Source organism: Citrobacter pasteurii, from assembly GCF_019047765.1.
Classification (GTDB): domain Bacteria; phylum Pseudomonadota; class Gammaproteobacteria; order Enterobacterales; family Enterobacteriaceae; genus Citrobacter; species Citrobacter pasteurii.
Genome location: NZ_CP077262.1, coordinates 3295235 through 3318449 on the forward strand (window position 1 = coordinate 3295235; position 23215 = coordinate 3318449).

At 52.1% G+C, this 23215-nt stretch carries 26 protein-coding genes; 19 read left to right on the top strand and 7 right to left on the bottom strand.

The genetic code is table 11. From position 1 onward, the window contains the following. The first annotated feature begins 4 nt into the window (after nucleotides 1-4). The 19 genes from pduC to I6L54_RS16295 all read left to right on the top strand — a co-directional run bounded on the left by pduC (nucleotide 5) and on the right by I6L54_RS16295 (nucleotide 15659). Complete coding sequence (pduC, locus tag I6L54_RS16205; protein WP_005128020.1) at nucleotides 5-1669, top strand: propanediol dehydratase large subunit PduC; 1665 nt, start codon at nucleotides 5-7, stop codon at nucleotides 1667-1669. Between the two features lie 10 nt (nucleotides 1670-1679). After that, complete coding sequence (pduD, locus tag I6L54_RS16210) at nucleotides 1680-2354, top strand: propanediol dehydratase medium subunit PduD (RefSeq protein ID WP_005128021.1); 675 nt, start codon at nucleotides 1680-1682, stop codon at nucleotides 2352-2354. A 14-nt stretch (nucleotides 2355-2368) separates the two neighbouring features. Next, complete coding sequence (gene pduE, locus I6L54_RS16215) at nucleotides 2369-2887, top strand: propanediol dehydratase small subunit PduE (protein ID WP_040231927.1); 519 nt, start codon at nucleotides 2369-2371, stop codon at nucleotides 2885-2887. Between the two features lie 15 nt (nucleotides 2888-2902). Beyond that, nucleotides 2903-4735 (top strand): diol dehydratase reactivase subunit alpha, encoded by a 1833-nt coding sequence (locus tag I6L54_RS16220; protein WP_040231926.1) that lies wholly within the window; start codon nucleotides 2903-2905, stop codon nucleotides 4733-4735. Further along, nucleotides 4725-5075: a glycerol dehydratase reactivase beta/small subunit family protein gene (locus I6L54_RS16225; RefSeq protein ID WP_005128024.1), complete on the top strand. Its 351-nt coding sequence runs from the start codon at nucleotides 4725-4727 to the stop codon at nucleotides 5073-5075. Before I6L54_RS16220 ends, I6L54_RS16225 begins: the two co-directional genes overlap by 11 nt. Before the next feature lie 19 nt (nucleotides 5076-5094). Further along, entirely contained in the window at nucleotides 5095-5370 is a 276-nt protein-coding gene (gene pduJ, locus I6L54_RS16230; protein WP_001057752.1) for a propanediol utilization microcompartment protein PduJ, read from the top strand. Between the two features lie 24 nt (nucleotides 5371-5394). Further along, a complete protein-coding gene (locus tag I6L54_RS16235) occupies nucleotides 5395-5865 on the top strand; it encodes a BMC domain-containing protein (RefSeq protein WP_040231925.1) in 471 nt (156 codons plus the stop codon). Beyond that, the gene (locus I6L54_RS16240) at nucleotides 5865-6497 is read left to right on the top strand and encodes a phosphate propanoyltransferase (protein WP_005128028.1); all 633 of its coding nucleotides are present in this window, start codon (nucleotides 5865-5867) and stop codon (nucleotides 6495-6497) included. Before I6L54_RS16235 ends, I6L54_RS16240 begins: the two co-directional genes overlap by 1 nt. Then, entirely contained in the window at nucleotides 6494-6985 is a 492-nt protein-coding gene (gene pduM, locus I6L54_RS16245; RefSeq protein ID WP_005128030.1) for a microcompartment protein PduM, read from the top strand. Before I6L54_RS16240 ends, pduM begins: the two co-directional genes overlap by 4 nt. 3 nt (nucleotides 6986-6988) lie before the next feature. Next, nucleotides 6989-7264: a EutN/CcmL family microcompartment protein gene (locus tag I6L54_RS16250; RefSeq protein ID WP_003030211.1), complete on the top strand. Its 276-nt coding sequence runs from the start codon at nucleotides 6989-6991 to the stop codon at nucleotides 7262-7264. 8 nt (nucleotides 7265-7272) lie between these two features. Next, a complete protein-coding gene (pduO, locus tag I6L54_RS16255; RefSeq protein WP_005128032.1) occupies nucleotides 7273-8280 on the top strand; it encodes a two-domain cob(I)yrinic acid a,c-diamide adenosyltransferase PduO in 1008 nt (335 codons plus the stop codon). Continuing rightward, nucleotides 8277-9662 carry a CoA-acylating propionaldehyde dehydrogenase PduP gene (pduP, locus tag I6L54_RS16260; RefSeq protein WP_005128033.1) on the top strand — a complete coding sequence of 462 codons (1386 nt, stop codon included), beginning with the start codon at nucleotides 8277-8279 and terminating at the stop codon, nucleotides 9660-9662. The genes pduO and pduP overlap by 4 nt, the downstream gene beginning before the upstream one ends. Nucleotides 9663-9672: 10 nt before the next feature. After that, the gene (locus I6L54_RS16265) at nucleotides 9673-10785 is read left to right on the top strand and encodes a 1-propanol dehydrogenase PduQ (RefSeq protein ID WP_040231923.1); all 1113 of its coding nucleotides are present in this window, start codon (nucleotides 9673-9675) and stop codon (nucleotides 10783-10785) included. Next, entirely contained in the window at nucleotides 10782-12137 is a 1356-nt protein-coding gene (gene pduS / locus I6L54_RS16270; protein ID WP_005128035.1) for a cobalamin reductase PduS, read from the top strand. Before I6L54_RS16265 ends, pduS begins: the two co-directional genes overlap by 4 nt. A gap of 2 nt (nucleotides 12138-12139) precedes the next feature. Continuing rightward, the gene (gene pduT / locus I6L54_RS16275; RefSeq protein WP_040231922.1) at nucleotides 12140-12694 is read left to right on the top strand and encodes a propanediol utilization microcompartment protein PduT; all 555 of its coding nucleotides are present in this window, start codon (nucleotides 12140-12142) and stop codon (nucleotides 12692-12694) included. Then, on the top strand, nucleotides 12694-13044 hold the full coding sequence (gene pduU / locus I6L54_RS16280; RefSeq protein ID WP_005128038.1) for a propanediol utilization microcompartment protein PduU: 351 nt from the start codon (nucleotides 12694-12696) through the stop codon (nucleotides 13042-13044). Before pduT ends, pduU begins: the two co-directional genes overlap by 1 nt. 4 nt (nucleotides 13045-13048) lie before the next feature. Next, nucleotides 13049-13501, top strand: a complete 453-nt coding sequence (gene pduV / locus I6L54_RS16285) for a propanediol utilization protein PduV (RefSeq protein ID WP_005128040.1) — start codon at nucleotides 13049-13051, stop codon at nucleotides 13499-13501. Next, nucleotides 13486-14700, top strand: a complete 1215-nt coding sequence (locus tag I6L54_RS16290) for an acetate/propionate family kinase (protein ID WP_040231921.1) — start codon at nucleotides 13486-13488, stop codon at nucleotides 14698-14700. The genes pduV and I6L54_RS16290 overlap by 16 nt, the downstream gene beginning before the upstream one ends. Before the next feature lie 92 nt (nucleotides 14701-14792). Beyond that, nucleotides 14793-15659 (top strand): GHMP family kinase ATP-binding protein, encoded by an 867-nt coding sequence (locus I6L54_RS16295; RefSeq protein ID WP_005128044.1) that lies wholly within the window; start codon nucleotides 14793-14795, stop codon nucleotides 15657-15659. Between the two features lie 39 nt (nucleotides 15660-15698). On the opposite strand, the gene I6L54_RS16300 is transcribed toward I6L54_RS16295, so the two are convergent. The 7 genes from I6L54_RS16300 to phsA form a co-directional block, all read right to left on the bottom strand. Continuing rightward, on the bottom strand, nucleotides 15699-16034 hold the full coding sequence (locus I6L54_RS16300; protein ID WP_005128046.1) for a DUF496 family protein: 336 nt from the start codon (nucleotides 16032-16034) through the stop codon (nucleotides 15699-15701). Nucleotides 16035-16272: 238 nt separating this feature from the next. After that, nucleotides 16273-17331 (bottom strand): FUSC family protein, encoded by a 1059-nt coding sequence (locus I6L54_RS16305; protein ID WP_040231920.1) that lies wholly within the window; start codon nucleotides 17329-17331, stop codon nucleotides 16273-16275. Between the two features lie 107 nt (nucleotides 17332-17438). Then, the gene (gene sbmC, locus I6L54_RS16310; RefSeq protein WP_005128054.1) at nucleotides 17439-17906 is read right to left on the bottom strand and encodes a DNA gyrase inhibitor SbmC; all 468 of its coding nucleotides are present in this window, start codon (nucleotides 17904-17906) and stop codon (nucleotides 17439-17441) included. A gap of 124 nt (nucleotides 17907-18030) precedes the next feature. Beyond that, nucleotides 18031-19203 carry a serine-type D-Ala-D-Ala carboxypeptidase DacD gene (gene dacD, locus I6L54_RS16315; RefSeq protein ID WP_137378377.1) on the bottom strand — a complete coding sequence of 391 codons (1173 nt, stop codon included), beginning with the start codon at nucleotides 19201-19203 and terminating at the stop codon, nucleotides 18031-18033. Between the two features lie 150 nt (nucleotides 19204-19353). Beyond that, entirely contained in the window at nucleotides 19354-20121 is a 768-nt protein-coding gene (gene phsC, locus I6L54_RS16320; protein ID WP_005128058.1) for a thiosulfate reductase cytochrome B subunit, read from the bottom strand. Next, nucleotides 20118-20696 (bottom strand): thiosulfate reductase electron transport protein PhsB, encoded by a 579-nt coding sequence (gene phsB / locus I6L54_RS16325; protein WP_005128061.1) that lies wholly within the window; start codon nucleotides 20694-20696, stop codon nucleotides 20118-20120. The genes phsC and phsB overlap by 4 nt, the downstream gene beginning before the upstream one ends. Before the next feature lie 14 nt (nucleotides 20697-20710). Further along, the gene (phsA, locus tag I6L54_RS16330; protein ID WP_040231919.1) at nucleotides 20711-22984 is read right to left on the bottom strand and encodes a thiosulfate reductase PhsA; all 2274 of its coding nucleotides are present in this window, start codon (nucleotides 22982-22984) and stop codon (nucleotides 20711-20713) included. Between the last annotated feature and the right edge of the window lie 231 nt (nucleotides 22985-23215).

Here is a 23215-nt window from a genome sequence, read left to right on the forward strand (position 1 = left end):
ATTCATGAGATCGAAAAGATTTGAAGCACTGGCGAAACGCCCTGTGAATCAGGACGGCTTCGTTAAGGAGTGGATCGAAGAAGGCTTCATTGCGATGGAAAGCCCGAACGACCCTAAGCCGTCGATTAAAATCGTCAACGGAATGGTCACTGAACTGGACGGCAAATCCGCCAGTGAATTTGATCTGATTGACCACTTCATTGCGCGCTACGGCATTAACCTGGCTCGCGCTGAAGAGGTGATGGCGATGGACTCGGTTAAACTCGCCAATATGCTTTGCGACCCCAACGTCAAGCGTATGGACATTGTTCCTCTGACCACGGCAATGACGCCAGCGAAAATTGTGGAAGTGGTTTCGCACATGAACGTTGTTGAGATGATGATGGCAATGCAGAAAATGCGTGCCCGCCGTACCCCATCTCAACAAGCGCACGTGACTAACGTCAAAGACAACCCGGTACAGATTGCCGCCGATGCTGCAGAGGGTGCCTGGCGTGGCTTTGATGAGCAGGAAACAACCGTTGCTGTTGCGCGTTACGCGCCGTTTAACGCGATTGCTCTGCTGGTAGGTTCGCAGGTTGGACGCCCTGGTGTGTTAACTCAGTGTTCTCTGGAAGAGGCCACCGAGCTGAAACTCGGCATGCTGGGCCACACCTGTTATGCAGAAACCATCTCCGTCTACGGTACTGAACCTGTCTTTACAGACGGTGACGACACGCCATGGTCAAAAGGTTTTCTGGCCTCTTCTTATGCCTCACGCGGCCTGAAAATGCGCTTCACTTCTGGCTCCGGTTCAGAAGTTCAGATGGGCTACGCCGAAGGCAAATCGATGCTTTATCTCGAAGCACGCTGCATTTACATCACCAAGGCGGCTGGCGTTCAGGGTTTGCAAAACGGTTCCGTAAGCTGCATCGGCGTGCCTTCCGCTGTACCGTCGGGCATTCGTGCAGTGCTGGCAGAAAACCTGATCTGTTCTTCTCTGGATCTGGAGTGCGCCTCCAGTAATGACCAGACCTTTACCCACTCCGATATGCGTCGTACTGCGCGTCTGCTGATGCAATTCTTGCCGGGTACAGATTTCATTTCATCTGGCTATTCTGCTGTTCCGAACTACGACAACATGTTCGCCGGTTCCAACGAGGATGCCGAAGATTTTGACGATTACAACGTCATCCAGCGCGATTTGAAAGTCGATGGTGGTCTGCGTCCGGTGCGTGAAGAAGACGTTATCGCCATTCGCAATAAAGCAGCTCGCGCGCTACAGGCCGTATTCGCCGGAATGGGATTACCGCCAATCACCGACGAAGAAGTCGAGGCCGCGACCTACGCCCACGGTTCAAAAGATATGCCAGAGCGTAACATCGTTGAAGACATCAAATTTGCGCAAGAGATCATCAATAAAAACCGTAACGGCCTGGAAGTGGTGAAAGCCCTTGCTCAGGGTGGGTTTACCGATGTCGCTCAGGACATGCTCAACATCCAAAAAGCCAAGTTAACCGGAGACTATCTGCATACCTCCGCCATTATCGTCGGCGACGGACAAGTGCTGTCCGCAGTGAATGACGTCAACGATTATGCCGGTCCGGCAACAGGTTATCGCCTGCAAGGCGAACGCTGGGAAGAAATTAAAAACATCCCTGGCGCACTTGATCCCAACGAGCTTGGCTAAGGGGTGAAAAATGGAAATCAATGAAAAGCTGCTGCGCCAGATAATTGAAGACGTACTGTCTGAAATGCAAACCAGCGACAAACCTGTCTCATTCCGCTCAACGACAGCGGCTAGCGCACCACAGGCTGCAGCGGTACAAGGCGACAGTTTTCTGACCGAAATTGGCGAAGCCAAACAAGGTCAGCAGCAGGACGAAGTCATTATTGCCGTAGGTCCGGCGTTTGGGCTCTCACAAACCGTCAATATCGTCGGTATTCCGCACAAGAATATTTTGCGCGAAGTGATTGCCGGTATTGAAGAAGAAGGCATTAAAGCGCGCGTTATCCGCTGCTTTAAATCCTCTGATGTGGCGTTTGTGGCCGTGGAAGGTAATCGTCTGAGTGGTTCCGGGATCTCTATCGGCATCCAGTCAAAAGGCACCACGGTTATTCACCAGCAGGGATTACCGCCGCTTTCTAACCTGGAGCTGTTCCCTCAGGCACCGCTGCTGACGCTGGAAACCTACCGTCAGATTGGTAAGAACGCCGCGCGTTATGCCAAACGTGAATCTCCGCAACCGGTCCCGACGCTGAATGACCAGATGGCTCGTCCTAAGTACCAGGCGAAATCAGCCATTCTGCACATTAAAGAGACCAAATACGTCGTGACGGGCAAAAACCCGCAGGAACTGCGCGTGGCGCTTTGATAAAGGATAACTCCATGAATACCGACGCAATTGAATCGATGGTTCGGGATGTGTTGAGCCGGATGAACAGCCTGCAGGGAGAGTCCGCAACTCCGACCACGGCGAGTTCATCAGCACATACCGCGAAAGTCACGGACTACCCTCTCGCGAATAAACATCCTGAGTGGGTAAAAACCGCAACCAACAAAACCCTGGATGACTTCACGCTCGAAAACGTTCTGAGCAACAAAGTGACGGCGCAAGACATGCGCATCACCCCTGAAACGCTGCGCCTCCAGGCGGAAATCGCCAAAGACGCCGGACGTGACAGGCTGGCGATGAACTTCGAGCGCGCCGCTGAGCTAACCGCCGTACCTGACGACCGCATTCTTGAGATCTACAACGCGCTGCGCCCGTACCGCTCAACGAAAGACGAGCTGATGACCATCGCCGACGATCTCGACAATCGTTATCAGGCAAAGATCTGCGCAGCTTTCGTTCGTGAAGCGGCAGCGCTGTACGTTGAGCGTAAAAAACTTAAAGGCGACGACTAACTCAGGGGCTGGATCATGCGATATATAGCTGGCATTGACATAGGCAACTCATCCACGGAAGTCGCACTGGCAACCCTGGATGAGACTGGCGCGCTAAGCATCACCGGCAGCGCGCTGGCGGAAACCACCGGGATTAAGGGCACATTGCGTAATGTGTTTGGCATTCAGGAGGCACTTGCGCTGGCGGCTAAAAACGCTGGAATCAATGTCAGCGATATTTCGCTTATCCGCATTAACGAAGCCACCCCGGTCATTGGCGACGTGGCGATGGAAACGATCACCGAAACCATCATCACTGAATCCACCATGATCGGCCATAACCCTAAAACGCCGGGCGGCGTCGGGTTAGGTGTGGGCATCACTATTACGCCGGAAGATCTGCTCAGTCGTCCGGCGGATACGCCCTATATTCTGGTAGTGTCATCAGCATTTGATTTCGCCGATGTCGCCACGATGATAAATGCCTCCGTCCGCGCCGGATACCAGTTAACTGGCGTTATTTTGCAGCAGGACGACGGCGTGTTGGTCAGCAATCGTCTGACTCTTCCCCTGCCCATCGTCGATGAAGTGCTTCACATCGACCGCATCCCGTTGGGTATGCTGGCCGCCATTGAAGTCGCGGTTCCAGGAAAAGTCATTGAAACCCTTTCTAATCCCTACGGGATTGCAACCGTCTTTGGCCTCAATGCCGACGAGACTAAAAACATTGTCCCGATGGCGCGGGCGCTGATCGGCAACCGTTCTGCCGTGGTCGTAAAAACGCCGTCAGGTGATGTGAAAGCACGCGCCATTCCCGCTGGTAATCTGGAACTGCAGTCGCAGGGACGTACCGTGCGCGTCGACGTCGCGGCAGGTGCCGACGCGATTATGAAAGCGGTTGGTGAATGCCCGAAACTGGATAACGTCACCGGAGAGGCGGGAACCAATATTGGCGGCATGCTGGAGAACGTACGCCAGACAATGGCTGAATTAACCAACAAACCCAGTCATGAAATCTTTATTCAGGATCTGTTGGCAGTTGATACTTCAGTCCCAGTCAGCGTGACCGGGGGACTTGCCGGCGAGTTTTCGTTGGAACAGGCCGTTGGTATTGCTTCTATGGTGAAATCAGATCGTCTGCAAATGGCGATGATTGCCCAGGAAATCACGCAAAAGCTCAACGTTGATGTGCAGGTTGGTGGTGCTGAAGCCGAAGCCGCTATTCTGGGCGCCTTAACCACGCCGGGTACTACACGTCCACTGGCTATTCTGGATCTTGGGGCCGGATCGACTGACGCCTCTATCATTAATCCTAAGGGCGACATTATTGCCACACACCTGGCGGGCGCAGGCGATATGGTCACGATGATTATTGCCCGCGAACTGGGTCTGGATGACCGTTATCTGGCGGAAGAGATCAAGAAGTACCCGCTGGCGAAAGTGGAGAGTTTGTTCCACCTGCGCCACGAAGATGGCAGCGTCCAGTTCTTCCCAACGCCTCTCCCGCCGACCGTCTTCGCTCGCGTATGCGTGGTAAAACCTGATGAACTGGTGCCACTGCCCGGCGATCTGGCGCTGGAAAAAGTTCGTGCTATTCGTCGCAGCGCTAAAGAGCGTGTTTTTGTTACCAACGCGCTGAGAGCGTTGCGACAGGTTAGCCCGACCGGGAATATTCGCGATATTCCTTTTGTCGTGCTGGTTGGAGGTTCCTCGCTGGACTTCGAAGTTCCGCAGCTGGTTACTGATGCACTGGCTCATTATCGCCTGGTTGCGGGCCGCGGCAATATTCGGGGTACGGAAGGCCCGCGCAACGCGGTTGCGACAGGGTTGATTCTCTCCTGGTACAAGGCATTCGCTCATGGAAAGTAATCTCACCACGCCAGCCATTGTTATCTTCACCACTAATGACTGCGCAGGCGTCTGGAATGACGTGCTGCTGGGTATTGAGGAAGAAGGGATCCCCTTTTTGATTCAGGAGAGCCATTCAACTGACGTTATCCACAACGCATGGCTGGCTGCCTGCCAATCGCCATTGCTGGTTGGCATTGGCTGCAGTCGCGAAAAACTGGTCGTGCACTACAAAAACTTACCGACATCAGCGCCACTTTTTACGCTGACGTATCACCAAAATAGCCACGATCGCCGCAGCATTGGTAATAACGCTGCGCGGCTGGTTAAAGGCATCCCTTTCCGGGACTGCCACTCATAATCCACAGGAGAAAAGCAGTATGAATAACGCACTGGGACTGGTTGAAACAAAAGGGCTTGTCGGCGCTATTGAAGCCGCTGACGCCATGGTGAAATCCGCAAACGTGCAGTTGGTTGGGTACGAAAAAATTGGCTCAGGCCTGATCACCGTGATGGTCCGCGGGGATGTCGGCGCCGTAAAAGCAGCAGTAGATGCAGGAAGCGCAGCAGCGAGCGCTGTTGGAGAGGTGAAATCCTGTCACGTTATTCCACGTCCACACAGCGACGTTGAAGCCATTTTACCTAAATCCGCATAAACCGCCGCAAACAAGGAGCACAGCGTGAAGCAATCACTGGGATTACTTGAAGTTAGTGGTCTGGCATTAGCCATCAGTTGCGCGGACGTTATGGCGAAAGCCGCTTCCATCACGCTGGTGGGCCTCGAAAAAACCAACGGCTCAGGCTGGACGGTGATCAAAATCATCGGGGATGTGGCCTCCGTTCAGGCGGCTATATCCACCGGTGCTAATTTAGCAGAATTGCGAAATGGACTGGTTGCGCACAGGGTCATTTCCAGGCCCGGAGAAGGCATTCTTTCCCACAGTGTGCCCGTGCAGCCTGAGCCAGCGCCAGAACCGATACCTGATGTATCGCAAGAGCAAGAAGAGATGGCTACAGAAATTGCATTACCTAAAGCCGCGCAACAGACAGAGTTGATTAGCTGCAATCTATGTCTTGACCCTGCCTGCCCTCGTCAAAAGGGCGAGCCGCGCACTCTTTGTCTGCATTCAGGTAAACGAGGTGAAGCGTAATGGATAAACAGCAACTGGAGACAACGGTCACTAAAGTCCTTGATGAAATGCGTGAACGCCCTATTCCTCTCGGGATTTCGAATCGCCACATCCACCTTTGCGCCGAGGACTACACTCGCCTGTTCCCTAATCAGCCGATTAGCGAGAAAAAGAGCCTGTTGCAGCCCGGCCAATATGCGGCAGAGCAGACTGTCACGTTAGTCGGACCAAAAGGTCAGTTAAATAATGTGCGCATACTCGGACCGCTGCGCAGCAAAAGCCAGGTCGAAATTTCTCGTACCGACGCCCGCACATTAGGCATCGCTGCGCCGCTGCGCATGTCCGGCAATATTCAGGGAACGCCTGGCATTCGTCTTATCAGCCCCTTTGCTGAACTGGAGTTACTCTCCGGGGTTATTGTTGCCCAACGACATATCCATATGTCACCGCTGGATGCGCTGATACTGCGTGTCTCTCATGGAGATAAAGTCTCCGTGGCAATCAATGGCGATGAACGCCGACTGATTTTCGATAATGTCGCCGTACGCGTTTCGCCGGATATGCGCCTTGAGATGCATATCGATACAGACGAAGCCAATGCCGCAGGCGCTGATAATCCGCAGGCATTTGCCACACTGGTGACCTCACGATGAACAACGAACTGCTGCAACGCATTATCGAGGAGGTTGTTTCCCGATTAAAAAAACGCGCGGAAAGCACGATCTCCCTTAGCGTCGCGCAGTTACGGGAAATCGATCCACGGACATTATGCTGCCAATACTCGTCGCTCCATCTCCTGCTGGCCGACCTGCCCTTCCTGGAGCAAATTGCCGAGGGCTGCCCAGCCAACATGTCGGTGGTAACGATCCACGAAGCGCTGGCATGCGGAGTCCGCGTGAAAATTTCGTTGCAACACCGGTTGTTACCCGCGATCCCCGTGAAAACACTCGCACGTCTGCCGCTGGAGTTCTGTGACGAACTGGGGCGAATCATCGTGCTGCATCCTGAAACGCTTCTCAGCTACGCCGACGTCGCCCAATTGAAGGGTGGCGTACTGGTGCTACGCCGTCGATGTGTCGTGACGGCTCTGGCTCAGGAAGCTGTCGCTACGCGAAATGTCCAATTAATTAAGCAGGAGTGAGCTATGCATTTGGCCCGAGTTACAGGCGTTGTGGTTTCCACGCAAAAATCCCCATCACTGGTGGGAAAAAAATTGTTGCTGGTACGTCGGGTGAGTGCTGACGGAGAGCTTCCCGCGTCCCCTGTGAGTGGAGATGAAGTCGCCGTTGATTCTGTCGGCGCTGGAACTGGGGAACTGGTGTTACTCAGCAGCGGCTCCAGCGCCAGACACGTTTTTTCCGGCCCTAATGAGGCCATCGACCTGGCTATCGTCGGCATTGTCGACACACTTTCTCGTTAGGAGGAACTATGGCGATTTATACCCGCACTGGCGATGCCGGTACAACGGCCCTCTTTACCGGACAACGCGTGAGCAAAACGCATCCGCGCGTCGAGGCTTACGGTACGCTGGACGAACTTAACGCCGCGCTCAGCCTGTGCGTTTGCGCAGCGAAAAACCCGCAGCACCGCCAGTTGCTTGAAAATATTCAACTGCAGCTTTTCTGGTTCAGCGCCGAACTGGCCAGCGAAAGCGAACAGCCAACGCCAGAACAACGCTATATCAGCTCAGAAGAAATTGCGGCGCTGGAAGCCGCCATCGATACCGCGATGGGGAGAGTACCGCCCCTACGCAGCTTTATTTTACCTGGCCGCAGTGAGGCCGCCAGCCGTCTGCACTTTGCCCGCACACTGGCTCGCCGCGCAGAGCGGCGACTGGTCGAACTCTCCACTGAGATCTCCGTCAGACATGTATTGATGCGTTACATCAATCGCCTGTCCGACTGCTTATATGCGCTTGCTCGAGCAGAAGATCATGACGCCCATCAAAGCGATATTATTCAGAAAGTGACGGAGCGCTATCTCGCAGCCATCCGTACATCCCCCCCCCAGGAGCCGACTATGTCACTGTCTTTTCAGGAGCTCCACCAACTGACTCGCACTGCAGTGACGAGAGCAGAAGAACTTCAGGTTCCGGTCGTCATTTGCATTGTTGATGCGAACGGAACTCAAATGGTGACCTGGCGCATGCCTGATGCATTGCTGGTCAGTAGCGAACTGGCACCGAAAAAAGCCTGGACCGCCGTGGCGATGAAAACCGCCACGCACGAGCTGACATCAGCGGTGCAACCAGGGGCCGCGCTTTACGGTCTGGAAAGCCATATGCAGGGAAAAATCGTCACCTTCGGTGGCGGGTACGCATTATGGCGAGAGGGTTTAATCCTTGGGGGTCTTGGCATCAGCGGGGGAAGCGTTGAGCAGGATATGGATATTGCAGAAACGGCCATTGCGGCGATTAACGTGAGAACACATCAATGAATACTTCAGAACTTGAAACGCTTATTCGTAACATTTTGAGTGAACAACTCGCCCCGGCAAAAGCAGAAGTTAAGGGTAATGGAATTTTTCCTTCCGTTGACGAAGCAATTGATGCCGCGCATCAGGCTTTTCTGCGTTATCAGCAATGTCCATTGAAAACCCGCAGCGCCATCATCAATGCCCTGCGAGAAGAACTGACGCCTCACCTCGCTTCACTGGCCGCCGAGAGCGCTGCCGAAACGGGAATGGGCAACAAAGAGGATAAATTCCTCAAAAATAAAGCCGCGCTGGACAACACCCCGGGAATCGAAGATCTCACCACCACGGCACTAACCGGCGACGGCGGCATGGTGTTGTTTGAGTACTCTCCATTTGGGGTGATTGGCTCCGTTGCGCCAAGTACAAACCCCACGGAAACCATTATTAACAACAGCATCAGTATGCTTGCTGCGGGAAACAGCGTTTATTTTAGCCCTCATCCGGGTGCTAAAGCGGTCTCACTGAAGCTAATTGCCATGATTGAAGATATTGCTTTTCGCTGCTGTGGGATTCGCAATCTTGTCGTCACGGTCACAGAACCCACTTTTGAGGCTACCCAGCAGATGATGGCACACCCTAAAATCGCAGTTCTGGCGATTACCGGTGGCCCAGGCATTGTTGCTATGGGCATGAAAAGCGGGAAAAAAGTCATTGGCGCAGGCGCAGGCAATCCGCCCTGCATTGTTGATGAAACAGCCGACCTTGTTAAAGCGGCGGAAGATATCATCAACGGCGCATCCTTTGATTACAACCTCCCCTGCATTGCCGAGAAGAGCCTGATTGTTGTTGATGCCGTTGCCGAACGCCTGGTTCAACAAATGCAGTCATTTGGCGCGTTACTTCTGCACAACGAAGACATCAACAAACTGCGCGCCGCCTGTCTGCCTGAAGGCATAGCCAATAAAAAACTGGTTGGAAAGAGTCCAGCAGCCCTGCTTGAAGCTGCGGACATACCGGTTCCGGCAAAAACACCTCGCCTGTTGATTGGCATCGTCAATGATGACGATCCATGGGTCACCAGCGAACAGTTGATGCCAATGCTGCCCATCGTGAGCGTAAAGGATTTTGACAGTGCACTGGCGTTGGCACTGAAAGTTGAAGAGGGACTGCATCACACTGCCATCATGCATTCACAAAACGTGTCACGTCTGAATCTTGCTGCCCGCACCCTTCAGACCTCTATCTTTGTGAAAAATGGCCCCTCTTACGCCGGTATTGGTGTCGGCGGTGAAGGCTTTACCACCTTTACTATTGCTACTCCAACCGGTGAAGGCACAACGTCAGCGCGAACTTTCGCACGCTCTCGTCGTTGCGTGCTCACCAACGGTTTTTCTATTCGCTAATGAGGCCGTTATGAATAGCTTTTCACTGCAAACACGATTGTTCAGCGGCCAGGGAAGTCTGGATGTGCTTAAGCGTTTCTCCAATAAGCATATCTGGATTATTTGCGATGGTTTTCTCGCACGTTCTCCGTTGATTGAAAAGCTGCGAAATACGCTGCCCGCGGATAATCGCATCAGCATTTTCAGTGATATCACACCCGACCCAACCATTGGTACGGTAGTTCAGGGGATTGCACAAATGCAGTCCCTGCAACCGGATGTCGTGATTGGCTTTGGTGGTGGTTCCGCACTTGACGCCGCCAAAGCTATCGTCTGGTTCAGCCGTCAGTTTGGTATTGAAATTGAAACCTGTGTCGCAATCCCTACCACCAGCGGCACGGGATCGGAGGTGACCAGCGCCTGCGTGATCAGCGATCCGGAGAAAGGTATTAAATATCCACTATTTAATAACGCCCTTTACCCTGACATGGCCATTCTTGATCCTATGCTGGTTGTCAGCGTCCCTCCGGCCATTACTGCAAATACCGGTCTGGATGTCCTGACGCATGCGCTGGAAGCCTATGTATCGACAAAAGCCAGTGACTTCACGGATGCTCTGGCGGAAAAAGCCGCGCAAATTGTCTTCCAGTACCTACCTGTTGCGGTTAGCAAAGGCGATTGCCTGGCAACTCGGGGGAAAATGCACAATGCCTCCACGTTGGCAGGGATGGCATTTAGCCAGGCGGGGCTGGGTATCAATCACGCTATTGCCCACCAGCTCGGTGGTCAGTTTCACTTACCCCATGGACTGGCTAACGCACTGTTGCTCACTCGTGTCATTCAGTTTAATGCACGCGACCCGCGGGCAGCAAAGCGCTATGCCCGTTTCGCGAAAGCCTGCCATTTATGCCCGGATAGCGCGAATGATACGGCGGCACTCAATGCGCTCATTCATCATATTGAACAACTCAAAAAACAGTGCGCATTACCGACATTCATTGATGCACTGAAAGACGAGAAGCATACCTGGTCGCAACGTATACCGTCGATGGTTCAGGCCGCGCTGGCTGATGTCACGTTGCAAACCAATCCCCGCGTAGCCGATGCCAGTGCCATTCAGGAACTGCTTGAGGAATTATTATGAATACAGCCATGACGGCAGAACATGTTCTTTATGACGCACAAACGATACGCGATCGCGTGCGTGCAGCAGGCGTGGTTGGGGCCGGTGGTGCGGGATTTCCTGCACACGTTAAACTCCAGGCGCAGGTTGATACGTTTCTGGTGAACGCCGCAGAATGCGAGCCAATGCTGAAAGTCGATCAACAATTAATGGCGGTGCAGGCGGCAAGGCTAGTACGTGGCGTTCAGTATGCCATGACAGCAACAGGAGCCAATGCAGGCATTATTGCCCTCAAAGAAAAGTATCAGAAGGCCATCAATGCGTTAACACCGCTTTTACCCGCCAACATCAGGTTACATATTTTACCCGATGTGTATCCGGCTGGTGACGAGGTACTGACCATCTGGATGGCAACGGGACGGCGGGTTCCTCCAGCCGCGCTGCCCGTTAGCGTAGGAGTGGTGGTCAATAACGTCCAGACCGTGCTCAATATCGCCAGAGCGGTTGAACAGCAGTACTCCGTTACCCGTCGCACTCTGACCGTCAACGGTGCGGTCGCCAGACCGTTAACACTGAGTGTTCCTATCGGTATGTCTTTACGCGAAGTCCTGGCACTGGCGGGTGGCGCCACCGTTGACGATCCGGGTTTTATCAACGGCGGTCCGATGATGGGTGGCCTGATAACTTCGCTGGATACCCCTGTGAGCAAGACCACCGGGGGGCTACTGGTATTGCCCAAATCCCATGCGCTGATTCAACGACGAATGCAGGACGAACGCACCGTGCTTTCGGTTGCAAAAACCGTTTGCGAGCAATGTCGTCTGTGCACTGATTTATGTCCAAGACATTTAATCGGCCATGAACTATCACCACATCTGCTGGTTCGCGCAGTGAACTACCAACAGGCAGCCACACCGCAGCTGCTGCTCACTGCCCTGACCTGTTCAGAATGCAATGTCTGTGAAAGTGTGGCTTGTCCGGTAGGCATTTCGCCGATGCGAATCAACCGCATGCTTAAACGCGAGCTACGGGCGCTCAACCATCGTTATGAAGGGCCGCTAAATCCTGAGGATGAAATGGCCAGGTACCGTTTGATTCCGGTTAAACGACTCATCACCAAACTTGGCCTCAGCGACTGGTACCACGACGCGCCACTGGCTGAGACTGATTATCCCACAGATAAAACGACGCTGTTGCTACGCCAGCATATTGGTGCCAGCGCCATTCCATGTGTACAGCAAGGCGAACGCGTTGTTCGCGGTCAATGCGTCGCCGATGTGCCGTCCGGTGCATTAGGCGCACCTGTACACGCCAGTATTGACGGTATTGTCAGCGAAATTACTGAACAATCCATCACGGTAATAAGAGGTTAATCATGTCTCAGGCGATAGGGATTTTAGAACTCACCAGCATTGCCAAAGGAATGGAAGCTGGTGATGCCATGTTAAAAAGCGCGAATGTGAATTTGCTGGTCAGCAAAACCATCTGCCCTGGAAAGTTTTTATTGATGCTCGGGGGTGACGTAGGAGCAGTACAGCAGGCCATTGCAACAGGGACGTCTCTTGCAGGCGATATGCTCGTCGACAGTCTGGTGCTCCCAAACATTCATGCCAGCGTTCTCCCGGCAATTAGCGGTCTTAACAGTGTGGATAAGCATCAGGCCGTCGGGATTGTTGAAACCTGGAGCGTAGCGGCTTGTATCTGTGCCGCCGATCGTGCAGTCAAAGCGTCCAATGTCACGCTGGTACGGGTGCATATGGCATTCGGTATTGGTGGTAAATGCTACATGGTTGTCGCGGGAGATGTTTCCGATGTCAATAACGCCGTGACCGTCGCCAGCGAAAGCGCCGGGGAAAAAGGTCTGCTGGTTTATCGCTCCGTCATACCACGCCCGCATGAAAGCATGTGGCGGCAAATAGTGGAGGGATAATGGACAGACAACCGCCGACAGATCGCATGATCCAGGAATACGTACCCGGCAAGCAGGTCACGCTGGCGCACCTTATTGCTAATCCAGGTAAGGATTTATTCAAAAAGCTGGGGTTGCAGGATTCAATCTCGGCCATTGGTATTTTAACCATTACGCCCAGTGAAGCCTCGATTATCGCCTGTGATATCGCCACGAAATCCGGGGCGGTAGAGATTGGTTTTCTCGATCGTTTTACTGGTGCAGTCGTACTGACGGGCGATGTTTCAGCCGTTGAGTACGCGCTGAAACAGGTAACCAGAACGCTTGGCGAAATGATGCGTTTTACTGCGTGCCCTATTACCCGGACGTAACCACATGAAACGCATCATGCTAATTGGCCCCAGCCAGTGCGGTAAAACATCACTCACACAATGTTTGCGTGGAGAAGCACTTCATTACCAGAAAACTCAGGCGATTGTCTGGTCGCCAACGACAATAGACACGCCAGGTGAATATCTTGAGAACCGCTGCCTGTACAGTGCGTTGCTGGCCAGCGCCTGTGAAGCCGACATTATCGCTCTGGTACTGAATGCTGACGCCCCATGGTCACCTTTTTCTCCCGGTTTTACTGGCCCAATGAACAGACCTGTTATCGGCCTCGTCACCAAAGCCGATTTAGCTAACCCTCAGAGAATTTCACTCGTAGAAAGCTGGTTGGTGCAGGCAGGAGCGCAGAACGTGTTTATCACCAGCGCGCTGGAGAATACCGGGGTCGATGAGATGTTCATTTTTCTGAATGCAAAGGAACCGTCATGTCTCACAAAATAATGGCCATAAACGCAGGTAGCTCTTCTCTTAAGTTTCAGTTGCTGGCGATGCCGCAGGGTGAAATGATCTGCCAGGGGCTGATTGAACGTATCGGGATGTCTGACGCGCAGGTCACGCTTAAAACACCCGTGCAGAAATGGCAGGAGACGTTACCCGTTGCCGATCACCGTGAAGCAGTAACTCTGTTACTGGAAAAACTGCTTAGCCTGAACATCATCAAAAATCTGGAAGAGATCGATGGCGTCGGTCATCGCGTCGCACATGGTGGTGAGTCCTTTAAAGACTCAGCCCTCGTCAACGATGAAACACTGGCCGAAATAGAGCGCCTTGCAGAACTGGCACCACTGCATAATCCGGTTAATGCGCTGGGGATCGCTGTTTTTCGTCAGCTATTACCCGAAGCTCCTGCCGTCGCAGTTTTTGACACTGCTTTTCATCAGACGCTGGCTGAGCCTTCTTTTATTTATCCGCTGCCCTGGCGCTATTACTCAGAGCTGGGAATTCGGCGTTATGGTTTTCATGGTACCAGCCATAAATACATCAGTACCGCTTTGGCTGAAAAGCTGGGCGTCCCGCTCAGCGCACTGCGCGTCGTATGTTGTCATCTTGGTAATGGCAGCAGCATCTGTGCCATCAAGGGCGGAAAATCGGTGAATACCTCGATGGGCTTTACACCTCAGTCTGGCGTGATGATGGGTACGCGCAGCGGAGATATTGACCCGTCAATTTTGCCGTGGATTGCCCTGCGCGAAGGCAAAACACCGCAGCAACTTAACCAACTCCTCAACAATGAATCGGGATTACTTGGGGTTTCCGGTATCTCATCAGACTATCGTGACGTTGAACGCGCCGCAGACGAAGGCGACTCACAGGCTGCACTCGCACTTACGCTGTTTGCAGAGCGAATTCGTGCCACAATAGGCAGTTATATTATGCAGATGGGCGGTCTGGATGCTTTGGTATTTACGGGTGGAATTGGTGAAAACTCAGCCCGAGCACGCGCTGCGATTTGCCACAATCTGAATTTCTTAGGTCTGGCCGTTGATGATGAAAAAAATCAGCGCAACGCAACCTTCATTCAAACTGAAACTGCGCTGGTCAAAGTGGCCGTTATAAATACCAATGAAGAGTTGATGATCGCGCAGGATGTTATGCGTATAGCGATATCAGAAACTGTGACATTGGACATTCCTGCTTAATCCTGCTGCACCGCAAATTGCGGCAAATCATGGTAATAGCGCGATCGCCATGACACTATGCGCCGATGATTGCTGATCACAAAGGTGAAGACGTGGCTGTTGCGCAATGTCCTGCATCGTGCGGGGAACTTATCCAGGGCTGGATTCTGGGCAGTGAGAAGCTGGTCTCCTGCCCGGTTGAATGGTATAGCACCGTCGAGGTCAGTTCAGGATCACCACAAGTGGATGAACGCCCACTCTCGCGAGCGATGGTTGACCGGTTATTGCAGCACTGGCACTACCCGGCGCATATCAGTCAGGATATTCGAATAGATATCCAGTCAACGATTCCCATTGCGAAAGGAATGGCCAGCAGCACCGCAGATATTGCCGCCACCGCGCTTGCCACCGCTCATTTTCTGGGTCATCAGCTTGATGAACCTACACTGGCGCAGCTTTGCGTATCTCTTGAACCTACCGACAGCACCCTTTTCCGTCAGTTAACCCTTTTCGATCATAACGACGCTTCTACGCAAATTCCTTGTGAAGCGCAGCCCCAGCTTGACCTGTTGGTTCTGGAAAGTCCGGAAACATTACGTACCGCAGATTATCACCGCATTCCGCGCCAGCCCGGGTTACAGGCCGGTGCTCCCGCGCTGAAACGTGCATGGGAAAAAGTACAGGAAGCCTGTATTAGCCAAAATCCCTATCGGATGGGAGAGGCTGCCACACTTAGCGCAATCGCCAGCCAAATGTTGTTGCCAAAACCAGATTTCGATTCGCTATTGGCGCTGGTAGAAGAATGTGATTTATACGGGGTGAACGTTGCGCACAGCGGCAGCGTGGTGGGTCTGATGCTGGACAGAAAACGTCATGATGTTGATTACATCAAATGGATGCTGGCACAGAAAAAACTGACAACTCACTGGCCTGAGCAGCATTTACTGCGGATGGTAACAGGCGGGGTAAAACTACAGTAGGGGCCGCCGCTTAGCAGCGCCCCCTACTGCCATAAAACGTTACTCTGCTTTCGCTTCGCCGTTTTTCACTTCACCCATGGCTTTCAGCTTTTTAGAGATATCACGACGCTCTTTAGAGATCTCTGCATTCTTGATGATGTAATCATCTACACGATCTTCATAGTCGCTTTTCATGCTGGCGATGATACCCTGGATAGCATCAACGCTCATCCCCGGCTTGATGTAGTCGCTCAGGTTGTCCAGCAGCAGGACGCGTTTCTGGTTGTCACGGATCTTTTTCTCAACGTCCTGGATTTCACGTTGCAGTTTGTTTTTACGACGGAACAGACGAACAAATTCCAGCACGTCCTGGAAAGAAGGCTTGGTAGTTTCCATTTTTACACCCCTGATAATGTGAGATTCGGATTCGTTAAAACAACGGCTAAAGTGGGTCAACATTACTTTCATGCCCGCCATACTTCAAGTTGCATCTGCATTGATAATGCATGGCTGAAACCTGAATTATCGAGGGTAAAGCCATTGTAGTTACCAATGGTTTTAGCCTTTTTCAGTATCATACCCTTAATCTTTGCTGAATCGAAGCAGCAGTAAAACCAATCCCCTCATCTGCTCTTTATTTGCGCAGCGCGCGACAAATTAAATGTGAGAGCAATTCCAGTTGCCGTGCCATCTCCATATTCAACCAGACATAGCCATGAATAGGTGTTTCAGCAACATTATCGCCTTTATGCTCAGCGATGAGTTGGCGCAACTCTGCCACGGTATCATTAAGTTTTTCGGTATTGGCAAGCACCGGCTGCGGATTACCTTCGTATAGCGCATGAGTGATCGTCAGTAGCGCTTGTTGCGTTCTGAGCTGAGTTTCACGCAAGGTATGCGCGTTCAGCATCACAAAGTGACTGGTACGCGTCGCCCACAGCGCGTTGATTTGCAGCTCAAGCATGCACACCAGGTTGCGGTTAACCGTCTGAATAGCTTCAAAGATTGATTTTTGGATGTGGGTCTCTTTACTGGCAGGAACGATGAGTCCACGCATTTTGACAACGTCACTCAGTAGTTGTTGTAAATGCTTCTCCAGTCGGGGCTGTTCGAGCAAGTTAGGTGACAACGCAGCCTGATACACCCGGTTATAACCCGTGACACAATGCGCCAGTTGAATACGCCAGTGAATAAATGCCCGCTGCGGCCAGATGCCGGTAAACAGCATCGCCAGTAACGATCCCAGAATCACGTCGCCACCGCGCCACAACGCTGTATTCATGTCACCCGCGGGAGCCCCGACGACGACGGCAAGCGTTATACCAATCAGCAACGCCTGATAGGGTTTTTTACCTAAGGCCAGCCAGCCGCAGAGAAACATCGCTACTGCGCACCATATCAGCATAAGCGGAAGTGACAGGAGTTCGAGACGCAGAGCAACCAGCCCAAGTACTGAGCCCAGAATCGTCCCGCCGATGCGTTCAAGCGCTCTTGGGACGACATTACCCCAGAATGAAATAGGCCCCATAATCACCACCAGCGTGATCAGAGGCCACGTACCTTCAGGAATATCCAGCAGGCGAACCAACAGAAAAGTAAGAAGAAACGCCAGCGCAATGCGAATACCGTGCACTACGCGATAATGACGATACAAACGAATTTCAAAAGGACTCAGCGACTTATCGGCACGCACTCATCCACTCCGTCAGGGAATAGCAAAGAACAGAATTGTACCTGCTTTTTTAGTGAAAACATCATCGTTATCACCAAGACTTTCATCCTGATTTACACAAAAAACAGCTACTTCGGCTGTACTGGAACATACATTTCGATGTCCCAGTAACCGTCTTCCATGCCATTATTCATATAAATCTCAAAACAGGGTTTGGCGGCTATCTGGTATGTTGCGTCCTGCAACAGAAGATTAAAAAACTGATACCATGGCGTCGCAAAGTCATGATTTTCAACACGAGCAACAGCAATAGCATACTCACCACCGGCCAGTTCAGTCAGTATCACACCTTCGCTGTTCTCTGGGATCTCGAAATTCTCTGCGACGGAAACCACAGTATCGCAGCGCAGTTTGTCAGCAGGCACAACATCCGGGTTGTCGTAATAAACGGCGATCCATTCCAGCGGCACTATCTGCTTGTCATCCACCCACATGACTAACTGCTCAAAACCCTGCTTTACCGTTTGCTCCCACGGTCCAACCATATGAAAACCGGCAATCCTGCGTTTATCGACTTGCTTTATCTCGTACTCCATATAACCTCCGTCATTACACTGTATTTATATACAGTGTAATTATTGTGTATTACGGCCACAAGGAAATAGTGATTATTATGTGAGCAGTTTCGCACTCTTGCCAGTCAGTAGCATGGGTGAAAAATTACACCTTATGGTGGAAGTAATCGCTCAGACGCGAAAATACGCTGCCTTTACTCACTGATTCCAGGGTGACCAGTGGCCAATGCGCCACCAGCTTATCCCTGTCATAGAGTTCAATTTCCCCCACGCGTTGATGCGCGGCAATAGGCGCTACCAATTCTTTCTTATCAAGAACATATTTTGCTTTGATATTCTGGACTTCAGCCTTAGGTAGCGCCATCCAGAAATCCTGCTCGGTACCGAGGCTAATTTTTTCTTTATCGCCATACCAGATTCGTTCGACGCCGACTTGCTTACCGCTACGCAAAACCTGCACCGTATCAAAATTTTGTTGCCCCCACTGCAGCAGTTTGCGTGCCTGATCCTCGCGCCCTTTCGCGCTCTCGGCTCCCATGACCACGGCAATCAAGCGACGCTGTCCGTCAACTGCGGAGGCGATCAGGTTAAATCCTGCCCCGGATGTGTGCCCGGTCTTCAGGCCATCAATGTTCATCGTTTTATCCCACAGCAGTCCGTTACGGTTTTGCTGCGTGATACCGTTCCAGGTAAGACTCTTCTCACTGTACATGTGGTAGAACTCAGGTTCCCCGTGAATAATCGCCCTGGACAAGACGGCCAGATCGTAGGCCGAGCTATGCTGGCCCGGTGCGTCCAGCCCATGCACCGTTTCGAAATGTGTATCTTTAAGCTTCAGCTTCTCAACGTAACTGTTCATCATCGCGACAAACTGTGGCTGTCCACCCGCGATGTAATCAGCCAGCGCGACGCATGCGTCATTGCCGGAATCGACAATTAAGCCGCGACTTAAATCACGTACTGACACGCGATCGCCTTCTTTCAGGAACATTAATGATGAGCCTACAAACACCGGATTATCTTTCGCCCATGCGTCACGTCCGACTGTGACGATATCCGTTGGGCTAATGCGGTGGCTATCAATCGCGCGATCGACAACATAGCCGGTCATTAACTTGGTCAGGCTGGCGGGGTTGCGTTGCTGGTGTTCATTTCCGGCGGTCAGGATTTGGCCAGTGGTGTAATCCATAAGCACCCACGCGCCAGCATTGATGGCGGGAGGCCGAGGTGCAAAACTGGCGACATCAGTCGCATAAGCGGACGAAAAACTTATCGCGAATAGCGAAGCGGCAATAAACAAACGGCGTTTCAACAGCATGTCCTCATAACCAGGAGAAATAGCCGTTCTTTTTACGGAAGTTCTGCCGAACAAACAGGGATAAATTGCAAGAAAATGTGACATAAGGCACATTTTCTTGCTGTTAAAGAAGAAAGTCAGACGGACTTCTCCTGCAAAAAACGCGCAGGATTAGCCTTTATGTGATGCTGTTTCTGCATGATGGCTGCGATGACGGTGATAGCCGTCAATCATGCTGCGAAAGATTTGCCCCGGTGTGTCACCCAATGTGCACAGGTAAATATGTGCACAAATGAACAGAATGCCAACAATCGCCAACACCATATGCAGCACCAGCACCACCGGCCCGGCGCCTATAATCTGCGGGTAAAGACAGAGCAACCCGGTAATGATTAACAACGGAACCAACGCATACATGATGGCCAGATAGGCTAACTGTTGCAGGGGGTTAAATTTATTCTCCGCTGTTGCCGCAAACGGATGTGCCTCACCTTTCATTATCCCATACAGATAAAAACGCGTTTGCAGCAGGCAACGCGTTATCAACCCGCTGAATTGCACACGATAGTGACTACCGTTGCCGCTGGTGGCATTGATCATGACGAAGCCAATCCAGAAAGCCAGTAATGCGAATCCACACCAGGTGTGCACCTGCACCATCAGCGCTACCGGTCCGATAGAAAAATGGCCGAACAAACCGCTGAGCAGAAGCAGGATAAAAAGCAGCGCATTTCCCCAGTGCCAACGGCGGACAGCCAGTGAGTAGAGATAGTCACGGTGCTCTTCTCCGGCTGCCGTTTTGGGTGCCAGCATTCGACGCAGCAGTGCATGCATCACCAGACCGGCAATCATCAACAGAATGACTACGCCGGCATAAATGAGCCACAGCGGCCAGTAGTCTGGCGCATAATTAAGCTCTGCTCCCCAGATAGAATTCATACTTTTCCCTCCTGATGAATCTCTTTACGCCGAAAAATACTCACCGCACCGCTACGCGTATCCTGCTGACGGTAAACCTCTTTTTGAAGAATCCAGTGCTGAATTTCAGGGTCATCACGGCGACCAAACTTCAGCGCATCCGTAGGGCATACGGAAACACAGGCAGGCGATTGTCCAGCGTCCAGACGGGTGTCTGCGCAAAAGTTACATTTATCTGCAATTCCTGTTTGTGGATTCAGGTAGCGCACATGGAACGGACAGGCGGCAACGCAATAATCACAGCCAATACAGCGGGACTTGTCCACCTGCACAATGCCGTTTTCGTCCCGAAACGAAGCGCCAGTCGGACAGACGCTGACACAAGGCGCATCTTCGCAGTGCTGGCAGGAGACGCGGACAAACTGGAAGTGAGACAGCACCTCAGGTTCGTTTTCCGGTGAGCGGATCTGCACCTGCAGCCGGCTAAAACCTTCTGGCACGTCATTCAGAACTTTGCAGGCAACTGTGCACGCCTGACAACCAATACAGCGTTTCTCGTCATGCAGCATGACATACGGATTTGTTGACTGATTCATGATGTTCTCCTTTCTCATGCCCGACGAAGCGTAACGCCAGCGGTGTGAACCACCGTGCCGGAAACCGGACTGGTCACATGCGGAAGCAAGTTGCCACAGTGGATCCCATGCGTTGTCGCCGCGGTTTTCGCGCCAGCCTTGGCGCCGAATCCCATATAGACAAACAGCGTATCGGGTCGAATACCGGCAGTGACCAGCGCTTTGCCTTTCTCCTTACCCGTCGCATTTTCAAGCCAGATGTCATCACCGCTTTTAATCCCTTTTTCTCCAGCCGTTTTCGGGTGGATCCACACCGCGTTATCCCACATCAGCTCGCTGAGTAATGGAACATATTGCGTCGCGCCATTGGTGTGAACCGCGACTTTGCCTTGAATGAAATAGAGTTCATTATCGGCCTTGAGCGCAAAATTGCGTGCACGCGGAATACCATAGCCCGGCAGGAGAGTTTCCAGTTCTTCGGAATAAAGTTCGATCTTTCCGGATGGGGATTTGAAGCGGAGTTGTTCGCCATACGTACCATCATTGTCAACGGCCACTGCTCCCGGATACTGCGCAGTAAACTGGCGTACCGATTCAGGCTCACGGAGTAACAGTGGAACGCCCCACTCCCGATACCCTTTCTGGCGCAGTTCAGCAGATAACGCATGGTCACCATTGAGCTGATATAGCTGGCGTACTTGCATATCTTGCCACGGATAGTACTGTCCAAGACCCAGTTGCTCGCCCAGCTCTTTCCAGATTTGCCAGCTTGGCCGCGCATCACCAATAGGCTCAACGACCTGCTGGCGCAGCGCATAGGCCGGATTCAACCCCGACATATCAGAGACTTCTTCATCGCGTTCAAGGTAGGTGCATTCAGGTAACAGGTAATCGGCATAGGCCGCGCTTTCGCTTAAATAGACATCGCAGCTCACCACCAGATCCAACTGCTCAACGGTTTTGACCAGATCCGGCCGACAGGTCACAGTTTGAAAAGGGTTATGCCGGGACATAATCCATCCTTTCACCGGATAAGGCGTCTGGTTTAACACAGCATCGATAATGCTCTGCACCACCCCACCGCCCGCAGCGATGTATTTGAATTGCGGCGCGACCAGGTCAATACGCTGCGCCGTTGGCTTAGGGAGTTTGGCATCCGGTTTCGCCAGCACCGGAGCCACCTTCTCTCCTGCCAGCTTATTGTAGGTTGCAGCGGCTTTTTTCTGGTACATGCCGCCTTCGCGCTCAATATTTCCCAGCAGCACGTTGAGGGTGAAAATCATGCGCCGCATGTCGATCTCTTCCTGCGAAAAAGTCGCACGGTGACCAGGGCTGACAATCGCATGGGGGGCGCAGGCCGCCATTTCTCGAGTTACCCGGGTAATGACATCCGCAGGCACGTCGGCCAACTTTTGTGCCCATCCCGGCGTGGCCTCTTGTACCGCCTCTGCCAGTTGGTCAAAACCTGTTGTGTAGCGTTCAACGAACTCCGCGTCATACAATTTTTCAGTAATCATGACGTGGCACATCGCCATCAGCACCGGTAAGTCTCCCCCCGGTTTAATCGCATGCCATTCATCCGCCTTGCTGGAAAATACCGACAACCGGGGGTCGAAGCTGACCATCTTCGCGCCCTTCTCTTGTGCGGTCATCAATTCATGCGTATCGGCAACCTCAATCCCTTCATACAGGTTATGTCCAAAAGAGACCATATAGCGGGTATTGGCGATATCCATTGCTAAATCCCCACCCATCATCACTTTGGCGGCAATGGCTTTACCTGCTGGACAAGTTGAAGCGTGCGTAAAGGTATTTGGTGAGCCAAAAGCCGTCGCCAAATGAAATAAATGGCCGGAAAGCGAACCGGATTTAGAGGAGAAGACAACGCCCTGCGGCCCATATTGATTTTTTATTGCCGTCATCTTTTCGGCAATTTCTTTATACGCCTGTTGCCAGCTAATGACCTGCCATTCGCCACTGCCACGCGGCCCGGTGCGTTTCATTGGTTTAACAATCCGGTGCGGGTCGTTTACCTGGCTAACACCGCTGCCCCCACGAGCACAAACGCGCGTGCCTTGCTGAGGGGCATTAGGGTTTCCCTGGATAAAAACTGTTTTATTATTAATCACCTGAGCCTGAATTGGACAGCGAAAGGAACACATTTCACACAGACTCGGCGTCAGGGATGTTTTCCCTTTAATACTTTCTGGCGAATTTCGCGCCAGTGCGCCAGGTGGGAAACTGCCTATCGCACAGGCCGAGCAGCCAATACCCACACCCCGCAAAAAATTACGCCGACTAATGCTCATATAACCTCCTGTTATTAGATATATCCAATGATTATATGGCCTTTAAATTATTAATTTTTAACCTCACTCACATTTCATTACAATGAAATTCCGTTAACCGGCAAGAATAAAACTTATTGTTTATAAAAGAGTTTTAAAGTTTCCAGAACGCACTGACAAACGTAAAAATAACAATAATAGTTATCAATTAACTTATTTATAAGCTTACACGTCAACATGACCTTATTTCAT

Excerpts from the sequence above, each read along its gene's own strand:
- pduC (WP_005128020.1), top strand. The coding sequence starts at position 5 with ATGAGATCGAAAAGATTTGAAGCACTGGCGAAACGCCCTGTGAATCAG.
- pduD (WP_005128021.1), top strand. The coding sequence starts at position 1,680 with ATGGAAATCAATGAAAAGCTGCTGCGCCAGATAATTGAAGACGTACTG.
- pduE (WP_040231927.1), top strand. The coding sequence starts at position 2,369 with ATGAATACCGACGCAATTGAATCGATGGTTCGGGATGTGTTGAGCCGG.
- I6L54_RS16220 (WP_040231926.1), top strand. The coding sequence starts at position 2,903 with ATGCGATATATAGCTGGCATTGACATAGGCAACTCATCCACGGAAGTC.
- I6L54_RS16225 (WP_005128024.1), top strand. The coding sequence starts at position 4,725 with ATGGAAAGTAATCTCACCACGCCAGCCATTGTTATCTTCACCACTAAT.
- pduJ (WP_001057752.1), top strand. The coding sequence starts at position 5,095 with ATGAATAACGCACTGGGACTGGTTGAAACAAAAGGGCTTGTCGGCGCT.
- I6L54_RS16240 (WP_005128028.1), top strand. The coding sequence starts at position 5,865 with ATGGATAAACAGCAACTGGAGACAACGGTCACTAAAGTCCTTGATGAA.
- pduM (WP_005128030.1), top strand. The coding sequence starts at position 6,494 with ATGAACAACGAACTGCTGCAACGCATTATCGAGGAGGTTGTTTCCCGA.
- I6L54_RS16250 (WP_003030211.1), top strand. The coding sequence starts at position 6,989 with ATGCATTTGGCCCGAGTTACAGGCGTTGTGGTTTCCACGCAAAAATCC.
- pduO (WP_005128032.1), top strand. The coding sequence starts at position 7,273 with ATGGCGATTTATACCCGCACTGGCGATGCCGGTACAACGGCCCTCTTT.
- pduP (WP_005128033.1), top strand. The coding sequence starts at position 8,277 with ATGAATACTTCAGAACTTGAAACGCTTATTCGTAACATTTTGAGTGAA.
- I6L54_RS16265 (WP_040231923.1), top strand. The coding sequence starts at position 9,673 with ATGAATAGCTTTTCACTGCAAACACGATTGTTCAGCGGCCAGGGAAGT.
- pduS (WP_005128035.1), top strand. The coding sequence starts at position 10,782 with ATGAATACAGCCATGACGGCAGAACATGTTCTTTATGACGCACAAACG.
- pduT (WP_040231922.1), top strand. The coding sequence starts at position 12,140 with ATGTCTCAGGCGATAGGGATTTTAGAACTCACCAGCATTGCCAAAGGA.
- pduU (WP_005128038.1), top strand. The coding sequence starts at position 12,694 with ATGGACAGACAACCGCCGACAGATCGCATGATCCAGGAATACGTACCC.
- pduV (WP_005128040.1), top strand. The coding sequence starts at position 13,049 with ATGAAACGCATCATGCTAATTGGCCCCAGCCAGTGCGGTAAAACATCA.
- I6L54_RS16290 (WP_040231921.1), top strand. The coding sequence starts at position 13,486 with ATGTCTCACAAAATAATGGCCATAAACGCAGGTAGCTCTTCTCTTAAG.
- I6L54_RS16300 (WP_005128046.1), bottom strand. The coding sequence starts at position 16,034 with ATGGAAACTACCAAGCCTTCTTTCCAGGACGTGCTGGAATTTGTTCGT.
- sbmC (WP_005128054.1), bottom strand. The coding sequence starts at position 17,906 with ATGGAGTACGAGATAAAGCAAGTCGATAAACGCAGGATTGCCGGTTTT.
- dacD (WP_137378377.1), bottom strand. The coding sequence starts at position 19,203 with ATGCTGTTGAAACGCCGTTTGTTTATTGCCGCTTCGCTATTCGCGATA.
- phsC (WP_005128058.1), bottom strand. The coding sequence starts at position 20,121 with ATGAATTCTATCTGGGGAGCAGAGCTTAATTATGCGCCAGACTACTGG.
- phsB (WP_005128061.1), bottom strand. The coding sequence starts at position 20,696 with ATGAATCAGTCAACAAATCCGTATGTCATGCTGCATGACGAGAAACGC.
- phsA (WP_040231919.1), bottom strand. The coding sequence starts at position 22,984 with ATGAGCATTAGTCGGCGTAATTTTTTGCGGGGTGTGGGTATTGGCTGC.